The sequence below is a fragment of the Bacillus sp. K2I17 genome (genome assembly GCF_002209985.1).
GTDB lineage: Bacteria > Bacillota > Bacilli > Bacillales > Bacillaceae_G > Bacillus_A > Bacillus_A wiedmannii.
Window position 1 is genome coordinate 1 of record NZ_NJGF01000044.1, and the last position, 17,733, is coordinate 17,733.

Annotated in this window: 7 protein-coding genes; 2 read left to right on the forward strand and 5 right to left on the reverse strand. The window is 31.6% G+C overall.

The annotated features are described in order from the left end of the window. The 5 genes from CER22_RS27130 to CER22_RS27150 all read right to left on the reverse strand — a co-directional run. On the reverse strand, positions 1-2,034 hold a 2,034-nt coding region (locus CER22_RS27130; RefSeq protein WP_142293581.1), incomplete at its 3' end, for a non-ribosomal peptide synthetase. Between the two features lie 82 nt (positions 2,035-2,116). Next, positions 2,117-10,699 carry a non-ribosomal peptide synthetase gene (locus CER22_RS27135; protein WP_256943746.1) on the reverse strand — a complete coding sequence of 2,861 codons (8,583 nt, stop codon included), beginning with the start codon at positions 10,697-10,699 and terminating at the stop codon, positions 2,117-2,119. A gap of 14 nt (positions 10,700-10,713) precedes the next feature. Then, entirely contained in the window at positions 10,714-13,239 is a 2,526-nt protein-coding gene (locus tag CER22_RS27140; protein WP_088610105.1) for a penicillin acylase family protein, read from the reverse strand. Between the two features lie 239 nt (positions 13,240-13,478). After that, positions 13,479-14,714: an MDR family MFS transporter gene (locus tag CER22_RS27145; protein ID WP_088610106.1), complete on the reverse strand. Its 1,236-nt coding sequence runs from the start codon at positions 14,712-14,714 to the stop codon at positions 13,479-13,481. Next, positions 14,707-15,531 carry an ArsR/SmtB family transcription factor gene (locus tag CER22_RS27150; RefSeq protein ID WP_256943747.1) on the reverse strand — a complete coding sequence of 275 codons (825 nt, stop codon included), beginning with the start codon at positions 15,529-15,531 and terminating at the stop codon, positions 14,707-14,709. The genes CER22_RS27145 and CER22_RS27150 overlap by 8 nt, the downstream gene beginning before the upstream one ends. A gap of 301 nt (positions 15,532-15,832) precedes the next feature. Here CER22_RS27150 and CER22_RS27155 point away from each other — a divergent pair, with 301 nt between their 5' ends. Next, positions 15,833-16,804, forward strand: coding sequence for a DMT family transporter (locus tag CER22_RS27155; RefSeq protein WP_088610108.1), 972 nt, complete (start codon positions 15,833-15,835; stop codon positions 16,802-16,804). Positions 16,805-16,885: 81 nt separating this feature from the next. Next, positions 16,886-17,563, forward strand: a complete 678-nt coding sequence (locus tag CER22_RS27160) for a GntR family transcriptional regulator (RefSeq protein ID WP_070169493.1) — start codon at positions 16,886-16,888, stop codon at positions 17,561-17,563. The last annotated feature ends 170 nt before the right edge of the window (positions 17,564-17,733 follow it).

Sequence of the window (17,733 nt, forward strand, 5' to 3'; positions counted from 1 at the left end):
ATAATTTTGAGTGCACCAATTTAAATAATTTGTTAATCCTTTATGTGGGACCATGACTCCTTTTGGCTTTCCGGTAGAACCAGAAGTATAAATCATATACGCTAAATCATCTAAATCTACAAAATGGTCAAGATTTATGGTATCTTCCTTATTAAACTCTTGATTTCCATCCATTTGCACTACATTATCAACTCTAAATTCAGTAAACTTAGACATAAAACTTTTCTGAGTAAGTAATATATCAAGTTGAGATTCTTCTAATATGTAAGACAGCCTTTCCATTGGATAAGAAGAATCTAACGGGATATAAGCTCCCCCAGCTTTAAGTATTCCCAATATTGAAATCATCAACTCCGAACAACGCTCTAAGCAAATTCCAACATATTTTCCCGACCTGACCCCATTTCTCCGCAAGTAATGCGCAACTTGATTTGCTCTATTATTTAATTCACGATAAGTTAATGAATCATTTTTACAAATTAAAGCTATAGCATCAGGGGTTTTTGTTACTTGTAATTCAAATTTTTCTTGTATACACATACTCCTTAAATTTTCTTTATTATTATTCCACTCATTTAAAATTTTTCTTTTTTCTTCATCATCTAATAATGAAATTTCACTTAATTGAACATTCGGATTTTCTATAATAGCTTTTAATATAGTTACGAAATGTTTCGCCATCTGTTGTATACTGCTTTTCATAAATAAATCTGTACTATAGTTAAACGTGCAAATAAGTCCATCATCATGTTCATTAATTATTAAACTTAAATCGAATTTTGCTGTATCGGTTTCGAATCTTTCAAAATCCATTTTTACATTCGCAAGATTAAGACATTTCTTAATGTTCTGCTCTAACGAAAACATCGTTTGAAACAAAACTGAATGATTTGCTGTTCGTTCTGAATTTAATTCACCCACAATTGCTTCAAAAGGTATATCTTGATTTGAATATGCTCCTAAGCATATTTCTTTTACTTTATTAATTAGTTCACGAAAAGCTACATCTCTTTTTGAATTAATTCGTAAAGCTAATGTATTTACAAAAAATCCAATAACAGGCTCTATCTCTCTATGATTCCTATTTGCAATTGGTGATCCTATGATAATATCTTCCTGGTTTGTATACTTTAGAAGAAGGGTATAATATGCTGCAAGCAAAGTCATATATAATGTACAACCTTCACTTTTACCTAATTCTTTTAATCTCTGCACAGTTTCATATGAAATTTTAATAAGTTCATTACTACCCTTGTATGATAATTTACTTGGTCTCGAAAAATCAGTGGGTAAATCTAGTACTGGTAAGACATCTTTAAGTTGTTTCTTCCAATAGTCTAATTGTGTTTGAAATTTAGAACCTGTTAACCAATTCTTTTGCCAAATTGAGAAATCTGCATATTGTATCTTTAAAGGTGATAAATTAGCAACATCCGCTTTCAAAAAATTATTATATAAAATAGATAGTTCCTCAATTAATATAGCCATTGACCAACCATCCCCAATAATATGATGCATATTTACTAAAACCCAAAATTCATCTTCTGTTATCTGCCAAATACTTGTATGTAGTAATGGACCCGTTTCCAAATTAAAAGGTTCGATTGCTTTCCTTTTCATTTGTGACGAACATATATCTTCAGCAGTATCCTTGGAATAGGAACACAAATTATGAACTTCAAAATCTATTCGCATAAATGGATGTATTTTTTGACGTAAATCTCCATCTAACGATAAAAATGTAGTACGAAGAATTTCATGCCTGCATATAATTTCATTTAAACAACGTTTAAAGACACTAATATTAAAGTCTCCCTTTATTTTTACTAAAAACGGCATATTGTATGTAGAAGACCCAGGCTCTAATTGTTCAAGAAACCACATTCTTTGTTGTGCAAATGATAAAATTGTAGGTTCATTATTTTTCCGAGAAGGAATTATATTTGACTCATTTTTATTTAATTGTTTCTCTAAAAATAATTTTTGTTCAGGAGATAATTTGGCTAACCTAGCCATAAGCTTTTCTTTACTCATTTTTCTGATCCTCCTAATATCAAAAGATAGTGGTGGGAATAGCTTTTAATATTCCCACCTACCTCAGCATATTTACAACTTGTTATTGACCATCTTTTATAATTAAATTTATTTCTTCTTCAGATAATTCTTGAAGATCACTAATTAAATCTTGAAGGTCCTGATTCTGTTTTAAATCTAATTCAGATTTAACAGCTAAAACTAATCCTTCTACAGTTGTTACCTCAAAAAGAGTACGTAGCGACATATCTATTTGAAATTCCTTTCTAATTAAAGAAATCAATCTTGTTGCAATTAAAGATTCCCCTCCATTTTCAAAAAAATCATCTCTCATACTAACCGATTGATATCCAAGTGCATTTGCCCAGATCTTCGCGATTTTCTTCTCTAAATCTGTTTTAGGTTCAACAAAATTATCTTCATTAAGATTAAACATAGGATCAGGTAGTTTTTTTCTATCTAATTTTCCAGTTGAAGCAATTGGAAATTCATCTAAAAAGACAAAGAAAGAAGGAATCATATGATTTGGAACTTGTTCCTTTATATAATTACGTAATTCTTTTGTTGTTAAATTTGAATTCTTTTCAAGTGTTAAATAAGCTATTAACCTTTTATTCCCTGAAGAATCCGAATGTGCTAAAGCAACAACTTGTATAACATCTGGGTGTTTACTTAATATTGCCTCTACTTCGCCTAACTCAATTCGGAAACCACGAATTTTCACTTGATAATCTATGCGTCCTAAAAATTCGATTGCACCATCATTACGCAGACGAACTAAATCTCCAGTCTTATATAGCCGTTCATTTTTATCATGACTAAACGGATTTTTCCTAAAAGATTTTTCAGTTTTTTCTTTATCATTAAGATAACCACGGCCTACACAAACGCCACCATAACATAATTCTCCAGGCACTCCTATAGGTACTGGATTCATATATTGATCTAAAATATATACCGTACAATTCGGAATTACCTTTCCTATTGATATAAAGTTTTCATCTAAAGCTGGCGGCTCTAAAATATAATGATGATTAACATCATCTGAACTCTCCGTTGCTCCACACGCATTAATCATTGGAATGTTCGGATAGTACTTAAACCATTGACGGCAAAGTTCAGGTGGTAAAGTTTCTCCATTTAGCACTACCCATCGTAAAGAACTAAAGCTTGGTCTTTTTTCTTCATTTAGAGAAATTCTTTCTAAAGTTGATTGAAGTACCGTAGGTACGGTTTCAAATACTGTTAAATTTGCTTTTTCCATTTCATTCAGTTGCACTTCTGGATCAAGTTCGGCTTCATCAGGTAATATATATGTCTGTCCCCCAACTAATAATGCGGATAGTAATTGCCAAACTGATACATCGAAACATTGAGTAGCATTTTGTGCTACTATATCTGATTCTTTAATATTGATTACATCTATTTTTGCAAATAAATGATTAATCATACCTTTATGCTCCACCATTACACCTTTAGGAATTCCTGTAGAACCTGAGGTATAAATGATATATGCTAAATCATTTAATGTTACTTCATTATGTTGATCTAGTACATTTTCACTTTCAATCTGCTCCCTACTAATATCTAAGTAAACTATTTTTAATTTATCTTTTGGTATTCTATTAGCAAATTTTTCATATGTTAGTAATACATCCATGCCTGAATGTTCGATTAAATGCTCAATACGACTTTCAGGATATTTAGGGTCCAGGGGTATATAAACTGCACCAGCTTTAAAAATACCAATCACTGTTATAGCCCATTCAATATTTCTTTCTCCAAAGTAACCAACAAACATACCTGGTTTAACATCTATGGACTTCAAATAATTAGCCAAACAATTAGAACGTTTTTGCAGCTCTTGATAAGTAATTACCTGATTTTGAAATACTATCGCTTTATTATCTGGTGTTGTCTTCACTTGCTTATCAAAAAGAATATGAAAGCACTCATCAGCGCTAAAGTCTACCTCATCATCATTTTTTAAAGTTACTTGTTCGATTTCTTCATTTGATAATAAACAATTTTCATGATGATTAACTGAGGAATCTTGGGCCATTAATTCTAAAGTTTTAACATAATAACCAGATATATAATTAACCTGTTCCTCATCTACATCTTCTGGATAATAATCTAATACACACATCAACTGAGATGTTTGAGGATCAATAGAAAATTGCACTGTGAGTGGTACATAAGCTGATTCCCGATGCTCTCCATTCAATATTTCAATACCAGCTTTTTTTCCAATATCTTGATAAGCATGGAAATGAGTATAGTTAAAAATGGTTTCAAACATACGTTTTCCGCCACTATACTTTCTTTGTAAATCTACTAATGGATAGCGACGATATGGATGAGCTTCCCTTTCTTCGTCAAAAGTTTTACAAACCAACTCTTCCCAGGTACAGTTACCAATATCTAAACGAAATGGCATCGTATTTATCATCGAACCAAGTACTTTTTCTGCATCTGGTTCCTCTGGTCTTCCGCCAGCTACTACCCCTGTAACAACATCAGTTTGACCAGAAAGTAAACTAACCACTTTTAAATGTGCTGCTAATACTACATCTTTAAGTGGTACCGATACTTTTCTAGAAAGGCGTATTAATCCTTCAGAAACTTGCTGCGAAATCGGAAGCATCAACCTATTATTTTCAATTACTTTGGAAGCAGGTGCTTTTAACCAACGCGGTACTTGCATAGTTGATACATCCTGTAGTTTGCTCTCCCAGAATTCATTGGCTTCTTTCGATTCTTTTGTTTGTTGTTCCAATTGTACATAGCGATTGAATTTAGCATTTAATCTTTTAGATTCTAATGTGTTAGGATTTTCTGATAACTCTCTATAATTTGTTAACAGTTCGGTAACTGTTGATGCAACACTCCAACCATCCAGTATAGGCTCACACATTGTAAATTGGAAGATTTCGTCAGATAATAAGTGAACATGAAAACGGAATAACCCTGGTCTAGACCAATCAAATTTTGTGTGCTCCTCTTTACTTATAAAATCTTTTAAATACTTTTCTTGTTCCTCTTCATCCATGTGACGAAGGTCTTGAACATTTAATTTTAAATCTGTATACTCATGAACTAACTGTAGTGGTTTACTATAACTAGAAATATCAAATGACGTTCTAAAAATCTCATGTCTTTTTACTAATCGATTAATTGCTTCATTAAAAATCTCTTCATTAAAATCAGCACGTAAACGATACGTTTCTAGATAAGATCTATACACCTCATTAACTTCACTGTGATAATAAATTGTCATTTGTATTGCCGGGATAGGATATGCATCTTCAATTCCATTAGGAATTTTCCTTCTATCTTCTTCTGAGATTAAAGAAAATGGTAGGACTGTTACGTCCTTATATTCTATGCTGTTCTGCATATCTACTACTTTAGATAAATCTCTAATTGTTTGGTATTTAAAAATTTGTTCTAAAGAAATATTTAGCCCTCTTTCTTTTGCAAGCGAACATATTTTAATACTTCTAATAGAGTCACCACCAATTAAAAAGAAATTATCATCTATTCCTATCTCCTGTATACCCAATACTTCTTCCCAAGTATCAGCTAAAATTTTCTCTATTTGTGTTTCAGGTTCAATATATTCCGCTCGTTCAACCGCAAACATGTCTGGAGCAGGCAATGCCTTTTTGTCTACTTTTCCGTTAATTGTTAATGGGAATTTATCCAATAACACAAAAGCACTTGGTACCATATAATCTGGTAGCTGTCCTGACATATAATTTCTTAGCTCGCCAATTGCAGTAGGCATCAAATTATTTCCAACAATATAAGCTATTAGTTTTTTATCACCAGGGACATTTTCACGAACTAACACTATACCTTCACGAACTTTCGAGTATTGATTAAGAATAGCCTCAATCTCTCCTAGCTCAATTCGAAATCCGCGAATTTTTACTTGATCATCAATACGCCCTAAATACTCAATATCTCCATTTGGTAAATAACGTGCTAAATCACCCGATTTGTATACTAGCCCTGCTTGCTCTAAAGATGGGATTTTTATAAAACGTTCTTCAGTTAACTCTTGTTTATTTAAGTATCCTCTTGCAACTCCTTCTCCACCTATATACATTTCTCCAATTACTCCAATAGGTACATGCTGCAAATCTTGATTTAATATATACACCTGAAGATCAGGAATAGCTGTACCAATTACACTTGCTTGACTATCTAAATCCACCTTTGATAAAGCTCGATATGTGACATGAACTGTTGTCTCTGTAATTCCATACATATTTATTAATTGAGGTTTTGTGTCTCCATGTCTCTCAAACCAACCACCTAGACTTTGAATTTCTAATGCTTCCCCACCAAAAATTACGTATCTTAATTTTAATTCATGTGGCATATTTACTTTTTCATCTACGTGTATTAATTGACGAAATGCTGATGGTGTCTGATTCAGAACTGTTACTTTTTCTTTAATTAACAATCCATAAAATTGCTCTGGATCACGACTCACATAATATGGAACAACGATGAGTTTTCCTCCATATAATAACGCTCCCCAAATTTCCCATACAGAAAAATCAAATGCATATGAATGAAACATCGTCCATATGTCATTTTCATTAAAATTAAAGTGCTTTTCTGTTGCATTAAACAATCGAACTACGTTCTTATGTGGTATTAAAACACCTTTAGGGTTACCAGTAGAGCCAGATGTATAGATAACATAAGCTAAATTATCTTCTGTAATGTGTGAAATTAGATTAGTATCTTCCATTTCTTTAATCTCTTGCCAATTTGTATCCAAACAAACAATCTTTGTTAGGTCATTTTGTACATTTTTAACTAAATCTTTTTGTGTAAGAAGAATTGGTACGTTGGAGTCTTCTAACATATATTGGAGTCTTCCAGCAGGTGCATGTGGATCAAGTGGAATATAAGCTCCGCCTGCTTTTAAAACCCCTAGAATACCCACAATTAAATCTATAGAACGTTCCATGGCAATTCCAACCATTACTTCAGGACCTATTCCTAAATTTGTTAAATATCTTGCTAATTGATTTGCACGTTTATTTAATTCTTCATACGTTAAGCTTTGATTCATATAGCTTACAGCAATAGCATTTCCATGTAAGTTAACTTGCTTTTCAAACAGTTGTGGTATTGATAAATTTGTAGAATACTCTACCCTTTTCTTACTCCAATCATTTAACTGTATTTGCTCTTTCTCAGTTAAAATAGGTAGTGAATTTACATAATTATCAGGATTTTCTATTATACTATCTATTAATATTTCAAAATGATTTATCATACGTTTTACTGTAATTTCTTTAAACAACTCTGTATTATACTGGAAATTAATGATTAACCCCTCATCAGATTCTGCAACTGTTGTAGTGATGTCAAATAACGATGAATTTTCCTCAAGTGGGAATAAACTTAAACTAACGTTATCGAAATCAATCTTTGTAGTTTCACACCCTACAGTGAAAGGGGCGAGAGTTTTATTATAAATACCTACATTTTGCATTACGAAAGCAGTTTGAAAAACTGGAGATCTACTCGAATCTCTATCAATTTTCAAGTTTTTAATTAATGATTCAAAAGGGTAATCCTGATTACGATAGGCTCCAATTACTTTATGATTTGTTCGCTCAATCATTTCATTAAAGGTTGGATTTCCTGACAGGTTTAATCGTATTGGAACTGCATTAGTTAAATATCCCACTAAATTAGCAAACTCTTTCTTAACTCGCCCTGCCATATAAGAACCAATGATAATATCACCTTGATTTGTATAACGATACATTAAAACACTATATGCTGAAAGTAACGTATTATATAATGTTACCCCTCTATTTTTAGAAATTTTTTTCAATTTGTTGTTTATGGATTTATTTAAATGTAACCTTAAGTTTGCTCCTCTATTCGACTGTACTGGTGGGCGTTGATAATCAATTGGTAAATTTAAAATTGGTAACTCACCCGATAGTTCTTCTTCCCAATATTTCAATTTACTTGTACCTTCTGAACCATTTAGCATTGCATTCTGCCAATTTACATATGAGCTATAATCATAATCATTCGTTCTGAATGTCTTTACATCTCCTACTTTTATTCTTGTATATAACGTCTTCAACTCATTGAATAAAACATCTATTGACCAATAATCAATTACGATATGGTGGAAAGACCATAACATTACATATTGGGATTCAGTACGTTTAAGAACATATACACGCATAATGTCACCTTGTTCCAAAGTGAAATTACGACTAGATTCAACATTCAAAAACTTATTCAACATTTCAGCTTTCCAATCACTTACATCTATTAATTGAAAAGATACATCCTTTTGCTTTGCTATATTTTGAATCAATTCACCCTCATATTCATAAAAAGATGACCTTAATATACAATGCCTATTAACTAATTCTTGAAAACTCTTCTGTAATGATGTTATATCTAGCTTTCCTTCAATATTAAAAGCACGTGACACATTATAAGCAGAACTATTTGGAGCTAATTTATATAAAAACCATAATCCTTGTTGTCCACGAGACATCGGTATTTCTCCGCTTTTTATCTGATCCAATTCTAGTTTATTAGTCAAATATTTTTCTCTGTACAATTGATTATTAATCTCTTGTGCTATTTGTAATATGCTCGGACCTTCTAATAAAAAAGTGGGTTCTAGTACAATTTCTAAATCTGTCTCTATATGACTTTGTAATTGTATTGCCGTTATTGAATCTAAACCTAAACTATTTAGTGAATGATTTACATTAATACTTGTAACAGGTACCTTTAAAGATACACCTACTTTCTGAAGTAAGTATTTTTCTAATTTAATTTGCCTTTCTTCTTGAGTTAATTTTACAAGCTCTTGTCTATTAAAAAGTATTTCTTCAATTTCAAATTCTATATCTAACCGACTTGTTTTTTGTACAACATCTTCCCCAATTAATTTAAGTTCTTCATTTAAATATCCATTACGACAAGCGTGTCTTTGGATCTTTCCGCTAGATGTTTTAGGTATACTTCCAAACTGTAGAAGCAATACTGAATGTACTTGTATTCCATGCTCCGCAGTTACTGCTTGTCTAATTGCACTAGCAACCTCTTGAACATTAACATTACGGTATTGGCGACTAATTTCTTGTGCCACAATTAATCGTTCTTCTCCTTCTTCCATTACAGAAAACGCAGCAGTTGCATTTTTCCTTAAACTTTCATGACTGTTCTCTACTATTAATTCAATATCTTGTGGATAATAATTTCTGCCTCGAATAATAATTAAATCTTTTATACGCCCTGTAATATATAACTCTCCATCATATAAAAAACCTAAATCCCCAGAACGTAAGTATGGTCCTTTTTTATTAGGAAGAAAAGCTTGGAATGTATCGATTGTTTGTTCTTCTCGACCCCAATAACCTGTTGCTATACTCTCGCCCTTAATCCAAATTTCACCGATTTCATTACTAGTACACTCTTGACCAGTATCTGGATTAACTATACAAATCTCTTGTTCTTCCGCTATAATTCCACTACTTACAAGATTACGTACTTTCCCACCTTTACTTATAACCGAAACTATATTCTTTTTCATTTCATCAATTGAAAAAGCATTTATTACAGGCTGGCTTTTACTTTTTGCACCAGAAACCAGTAATGTATTTTCAGCTAACCCATAGCAGGGATAAAATGCTTCTTTTCGAAAGCCAGATACACTAAAAACTTCTGAAAACTCTTCAATAACTTCAGCACGAACAGGTTCTGCACCGTTAAATGCTAGTCTCCAATTACTTAAATCCAACTCAGCTCGTTGTTCTGGTGTTGTCTTTTGAATTAAAAGTTCAAAAGCAAAATTTGGTCCCCCACTTACCGTAGCTTTATACTTTGATATTGCTTCTAACCAACGTATTGGTCGCTGCATAAAATCAATTGGTGACATAAATATTACCGGAAACCCTACAGCTAATGGCTGAAGTAATCCACCAATTAGTCCCATATCGTGATATGGAGGCAACCATATTACTCCAATATCGTTTTCAGTGGTTTTAAATGACTGTTGAATTAATTTTGAATTGTGCAGAATATTTCCGTGAGTTACCATTACACCTTTTGGTCTAGATGTAGAACCCGATGTATATTGTAGAAACGCAATTGTATTTCTATCTATCTCTGGAAATACCCAATATTCCTCGCAACCTACAGGAACTTCATCTGTATTCAAATACTCTATTGCACAATTATTAAAGTACTCAGATTTTCTCATACGTGCACTAACTTTTGTCTGTGTTAATATATATTTTGCTTCTGCATCTTCTAAAATTACTTTCAAACGTGGCATTAACCTATTTGAAGATGGAGGATATGCTGGGACCGCAATAGCGCCTGCATATAAACATCCAAAAAAAGCAGCTAAATAGTCGATTCCAGGTGGATATAGTAATAAGACTCTTTCATTTTTTGCCCCTCTATCCTGTAACCATGCTCCTATAGCTCTCGCTTTCAAATCTAATTCTCCATAAGTTAATGAAATTTTATCCTTTTCACCATCTCTTAAAAATTGAAATGCAGTTACATCGCCATATTGTTTAGCACGATATTGCAATAACTCTACAAGTGATGTCATTTCTAAAAGTAATGTATTTTGAAACAGCTCCACAATTACTCCACCTTTCACATCGATTTACTTGGTTTAAGCGTTACTTTCATTTTTGAATTCCTATATTGTTCCGGTTTAAATTTCTGAATCTCTAATTGTTGATTCACATATAGCAAAGATTGATCGTCATACCAATGGCTTAAAAAATTACCAGATTGCCCTGGCGCATTAATATCCATTCCAAAACAATCTTTCAAATCTACAACCATTCTCCATGGTGCACCATCAAGAATATGACCAGTTTTCCTATCATACGATGCTAATGCTACTGTTACGTAGCTACCTCCAATAGGGATTTTACCCCGGGGATTTAATAAATTCCCTATTAATTTATTCTTTTTACCAAACGGGTGTTTAGTAGCAAAATGGTGAAACTCTCCCCACTTCCATTCAAAAGGATTATTACCCTGTAAATTTATTATAGTAATAATAGATTTTTTAAAGCTTTCTATAATCACTTTTTCAAACCCACCAGCATTATTAAACCACGCACTATCATTTCCCTGCGCCGCCTTGCATATAAGCTCGTCAGTTATGTTCATCCTATCAACCATTTTCTCAAATAAAAACGTCCCCATTTTTTCTTTAAAAAGAGTACAGCAAATTTCCCACCACCAAAAATGATAAATTAATGGTGCTGCATTATTTGAAGTATCTTTACAATCCCATTTCTGCAATATTCTAATACATTCCGTTTCCAATTTGTTATGTTTAACAGGATACAATACAGGTAATAGAATATTTAATAGCTGTACTGCTTGTAAATTTAACGTATCATCTTGCATTATTTTTACATCTTCAATTGTTAAAGGTTTATTTTTAGTTATACTTTGTCTCAACATCTGGTTAATTCTTTTTGCACGATATGGGGCGTCCCATGAACTTGCAATCATATATGGATAATGATCACCAATAACCTTATTATTTGCTGAAACAATAAACCCTTGTTTAGGATTGACTACCTCCGGTAATTCTTCAAAAGGTATAAATCCTTTCCATTCAAATTCATCATCCCATCCTGGTACCGGTAATAAACCATTTCCTTTATTACGCATCGGTATTTTACCACCTACTCGATAGGCAATAGTTCCATCTTCTGAAGCAAACAAAAAGTTTAAAACTGGTGTACTATATTTCCGCAAAGCATTACGAAACTCTTCCCAATTTTTTGAACGATTAATGTCTAATAGAGCTTCTAAATCACATGTAGGATAATTTGCATTCCATTGTAAAGCTAAATTTTCCTCTAACTGTTTTTGTTGGTTATTACCAATAACATCTGAAATAATAGGTCCATGGCGTGTAATAACAACCGGAAACGAAACATTTGCTTGGCCCTTAACTTTAATTACTTCTTCTATAACCTCAGCTTCTTCCCATTTCCCTTTATATTGAAATTGAGTAGGATTACTAAGATTTTTTTTTTCTATAAACAAATCTTGGACATCTGCACGATTATTTGTTACTCCCCATGCAATTTTGTCATTATGGCCAAGTATTATTCCACAAACACCAGGTAATGTTACACCTATTACATCCATATTTTCTGTATCATTCTTTACTTTTAAATGCGTTTGATACCAAGTAGATGGTGTTTGTATTTCAATATGTGGGTCATTGGCCAATAGTGGTTTACCTGATTTTGTATGCTTACCTGATATAATCCATCCATTTGAACCCTTAGTTACTTCGCTTGATAAATTTAACAAATCTGACAAATGATCATTAAGGACATCTAAATTATTTATCGTTTTTTCTGATGATTGTTTTTTTATCTTAACATTCTCACTTATCATATAATCAGGGATAGTAATAGGTCCATCGGATGGATATATTGGTTTTATTTCCTCAAATAATTCATCATCAATTTTCTTTTGCAATTCAAATCGAAAAATTTCATTTGTAAAATTATGGCTTAAGCTATAGGATAATAATCTTCCTATACTTAACATATCTAGAATCGACCATGGTTCAGGTTCATAATCTAAAATTGTAAATTCTATTGGTAATCTATTCAGTTTTTTTGCGCGTTCTATATACGTATTTACTCCATCACAATAACTTTGCATCCATTCCAAGGTTTCTTCTGAATAAAGACAAATAGATTTTTGAGCAGATCTAAATAGTGAAAATGAACGAAAAAGTTTATCATTGTTTATTAAATCTGGACCTAATATCTCAGATAGTCTTCCATTTACTAAACGTCTACTCATATCCATTTGCCATAATCTATCCTTAGTTGTTATAAAACCTTGTGCTTTATATACATCATTTAAGTTACTAGCCTCTATGTGTGGAATCCCTCTATTATCCTTATAGATAATTACTTCTTCACTAAGTCCTGAAATGACATACTCCTTTTCCAAAGAAATGAAATGCTCTCGTAATCTCCGATAAGCATTTTGATTAAACGCTCTAATTGATCCATAAAAAATAACCCTTCCTAAATTCATAGCTTTTTTAATTTTTGGGAAAGGTTTATAAACCCTACTGGTCTTTGTCTTATTATTTTTTTGTGCGTTGTATTGTATATAAAGCACCTACCTTTAATTAAATAATCTAAAGGAAAAATTATGTATTTCTCAGAATGTTAAAAACAGAAAATATTAACTGTAACGAATAATCTGTCTTTTGAATTTCCCCTTTCCCCATTTGGTATTTCTCATGCTATCTCAAATTCAATTTTTTTACAATACTTTCAATAAAAGAGAATTTGTATAAATAATTTTCAGAATTATCAAAATAAAATACCATAACCAATATGGTTATGGTACTAGGTCTACATTATTTGACCTAAATGTGAATCCTTTTTTTCTTTTTTATTGTAAATTTGTTTTCCTCTATAAAAGAAATAAATACCTAGAAGTGAGATCAAAGCCATAAATACGAACATTGTTGTTCCACCGTACACTGCTAATAGAATGCCACCAAACCATGGACCTACAAAGTTCCCAAATTCCCCTAAACTTTGCGCACCATAATATGTACCTCTTAATCCAGATGGCGTTATTTCATCAACTTGAGCATACTCAGCCGGGATTACTAATATTTCTCCTACTGTAAATACAAACATTGAAATTATGAAAGCAACCCACAAAGTTGAGAATGCAAAACCTATTTCTCCTACTGCAAACAAAATACAACCCATTGCAATTCTTTGAAATAAGCTAAAACGTTCTGCCCATCTAGTTAACGGTATCTGAATAGTAAGCACCGTAAGCCCATTGACACTCATCAATATTGCAAATAATTTAATTCCATCTAAAATATTTTCTTTTAAGTATTGTGAAAGTGTAACTGACATCTGCCCATGAACTGTTGTTAATAAAATACCACCTATAACAAAAAACATTAAAGGCACGTCACTTCGTACAGCATTCCATATAAGCGACATACTAACTTTTTCATCATTCGCAGCAACATCACTTTGCTCATTATAATTAGTGACTTTCAACATAATAAATAATACTATTGCATAAAGAATATAAATAAATGCTGTTAGTACAAATGCTATTGTGCTACCACCAATTCCCAAAAAAGCTCCCAACATTGGACCAATTGATAATCCTAAATTAAATGCCAGATAACGATTTGCAAACATTCTGTACCTTTTTTCATCTGGGGTTAAATCAGCCATTAGCGCTTTTGAAATGGTTCCAAAGAATGCATTTGAAAGTCCCCTGATAATACTAAAAAGTACTAATAAAACCGGATTAAATGTAGTAATAAATCCTAAAAAAGCAATACTCAATCCAATTAAAGAAAAAATCATTAATTTTTTTCTGCCTATAAAATCTGATAATACGCCTCCTAAAAGCCCACAAAATGTACCCGCTAATGGGCCTACCCCAATAATAAATCCTATCGTTGCAAAATTTAATTCTGAAGAGTTACTTAAATGTATTGCTAAAAATGGCATACTCATTGAACTTGTTAATGAAATTAAGACCGTACCAAACACTAATACATGCACAATTGGATGATATTCACGTATATAAGCTTTAAATTTATTCATGAAAATTTTCTTCCCCCTCAAAAATTGCCATAAATTTATTATTGATTTTTGAAATAACTTCTTTTCTCAAGCTATAAAATGCGGGAATAGAGCTTCCATAAAAATGACTTCTTATAATTCCTTCACGTTTCAGTTTTCTAATGTGGTGATGCACCGTACTCTTAGCTAAATTCATGTGTTTATGAATTTCAATTAAAGAACGAGGGCCTTGAGATAAAAACATTAAAATATTTAATCTAGTCTCATCCCCTAAACATTGCATAACTTTAACTAACTCCTTTGTTCCATCTTCATAGAAAGTTTTTTTGATGGGATATAGGCATGTAACGATGCCATCAAAATAATCCAATATGGTATTAGGGCTACAGTGATATTGTGGTACTAAAATAACTTTCTTTAAGTTATCTTGCTGTTCAATTCTTAATCCATTAGTAGCAGTTTCTATAATCTCTATCGGTCTACTAACATTTAATTTTTCATTCATAGAAATTGCATCCTGTTTTAATTGCATATGAATGGTAGGATCTATACTTTTAAAATAATATTCGTCCCATTTGTATAAAATATCTACACTTCTATCCCTAATCATACTTAGGTCGTTAGATATAGATTCCACCCAAGGAGCCAATCTCTCATAAATTTCTCCCGCTGAAAGATTCTCATACCAATTTAAAAATTCTGGAATAGAAGATTTTTTTTCACATTGACAAATTAATAACACTATCCGATGTAATACCTCCCATCTTTCATCTTTTAACTCGTTGATAAACTTTTCAGGTAACCGTAATTTAGTCTCTTCTAACCAATTTCCTTTCAAATGAACCTCCTTCATCTTGTGATTATTTATATAGTTGTACAAGCTGACAATAAGTTCATAAGCAGGAGAGTGTTCTATACTTATAGAATATTCCATTTCCATTCGACCACCATCTAACGCAAATTTGATTTAATTTTAATCTAAAGAAGTATCAAAAACAATAATTTTCCGAATTTTTCATCATTATTTTTATTTTCTCTTTCATTTTTCTTGAGAAATATAATAAAAATATTATTTCTCATCTAAATTTATACAATATGTGATATATTGCATGTTGTATAAACTCTTTTGGAGGGATATAATGAAAAATAATATACACTGTAAAGTAACAGGGCTTTGTTTAATAGTATTAGGGGCTTTATTGGGAAGTATATCAGGAGCTCTAGGTCAGCAAGTTTTTGTTCAGAGTCATCTCTCCGTTGAATCAATTGTCGCAGTAAAATTATTTATATCTGGAATCCTAATTTTATTTATCTCGTGTTTTGGCAATAGACGTCTTGATATACTAAATATTTGGAAGTCAGTCTATGATGCTAATAAGCTGATTCTGTTTGGCACAATTGGTGTACTGGGCACCCAATATACATATTTTTCATCTATAAAAGAGGGAAATATTGCCGTTGCAACTTTACTACTTTATTCAGCTCCAATCTTTTTAGGAATATACTCAATTCCAAAAAATAATAATTCTCCAAATAAAGAAGAGTTGCTTTCATATTTATTTTTCATGATTGGAATTTATTTTTTCTTCACAAAAAACTCAATATATCAATTAAATATTTCTATACTAGCTATACTTTGGGGGATATTATCTGGTATGGCGCTTGCATTTTACATAAATCAGTTAGATCATCTTTGTAAAAAATGGGCATTACATATAGTGTTAGGATGGGGGATGGTAATTGGAGGTATTGTATTATTACTTTTAAATATGCTTTCTACAAATGAATTTATCCTACTTTCTACTGTTAAATCAGTCTCAAACCACACTTTATTATTGCTATTTATTATTGTGTTTGGAACTATTCTTACATCAATTTTTTATGTAAAAGGTACAAATTATATTACTCCTAAAGATATTTGCTTATATTCCTGCATTGAACCATTGACTGCAATTTTATTTTCCGTATTATTTTTTAATATTTCATATACAACTTCTGAATTAATAGGGGCATTATGCCTAATTGGGGTTTTTGTATTATTAACGCAACTCAATCCACCAATTAGACGAACCTTATCGCTGGTTTCTGGGCAACAAAAAAAACTTAAATAAAACCGTTTTAACACCTTTTGCTTCTATATTTTATTCAGAACATTATCCGTTATAAAAGATAAAGAAAGGAGGTGTCGTATCCTGCCTATACCTAAAAATTTTAATAAACAAACGAGATTTTCTGCAAAAACGATTGTTTTAAATCAACTACAAGATTGGATTATTGAAGGTGTTTTAAGGCCTAATGAAAAAATTAATGATACTGAACTAGCACAAGCTTTAGGGGTAAGTAGAACACCAGTAAGAGAAGCACTTCAAGTTCTAGAGCTTTCTGGACTCGTCGAAATGGTTCCGGGACAAAAAACTAAAATTTCTCCAATTAACGTAGCGGATGTACCATTGATTTATGAAACTATTGCAAGCATACATACCCTTGCGGGAAAACAAGCCATTAATAATATTAAAACATATGATATTGAAGCACTGACGTTAATAAATACAGAATTTAAACAAGCTATTGAGGAAATGGATTCTAGAAACGCATTAATACTCGATTTAAAATTCCATAACCTAATTGTTGAAATTTCAAAGAACAAATACATTGAACCATTTTTAGAAAACTTGCATCTTCATGCCCTACGTCTTGAGTACATTTTCTTTCAAAACGTAATTCATAATAGTCAATCTATAGATGAACATACTAATATTATCAAAGCATTAGAAACTGGTGACTCATTATTACTAGAAAATACTATGTCTAATAACTGGTTACGTCCAATGAAAGATGTTCAAAATATACTAGCTTCTAAGGATTTATAATTAATTATATAAAAGTACTCAATTGAGTACTTTTATATTTAATAAATAAATTTACTCATAAAACAATTTGTCATTGTGTAAAAATTCGATAAATACATCTGATGTGTTCTACTTTAAAGTCATCTTTTTTAAAATACGCAATATATTGCGTTCAATATATATTTAAAACC

Excerpts from the sequence above, each read along its gene's own strand:
- CER22_RS27155 (WP_088610108.1), top strand. The coding sequence starts at position 15,833 with ATGAAAAATAATATACACTGTAAAGTAACAGGGCTTTGTTTAATAGTA.
- CER22_RS27145 (WP_088610106.1), bottom strand. The coding sequence starts at position 14,714 with ATGAATAAATTTAAAGCTTATATACGTGAATATCATCCAATTGTGCAT.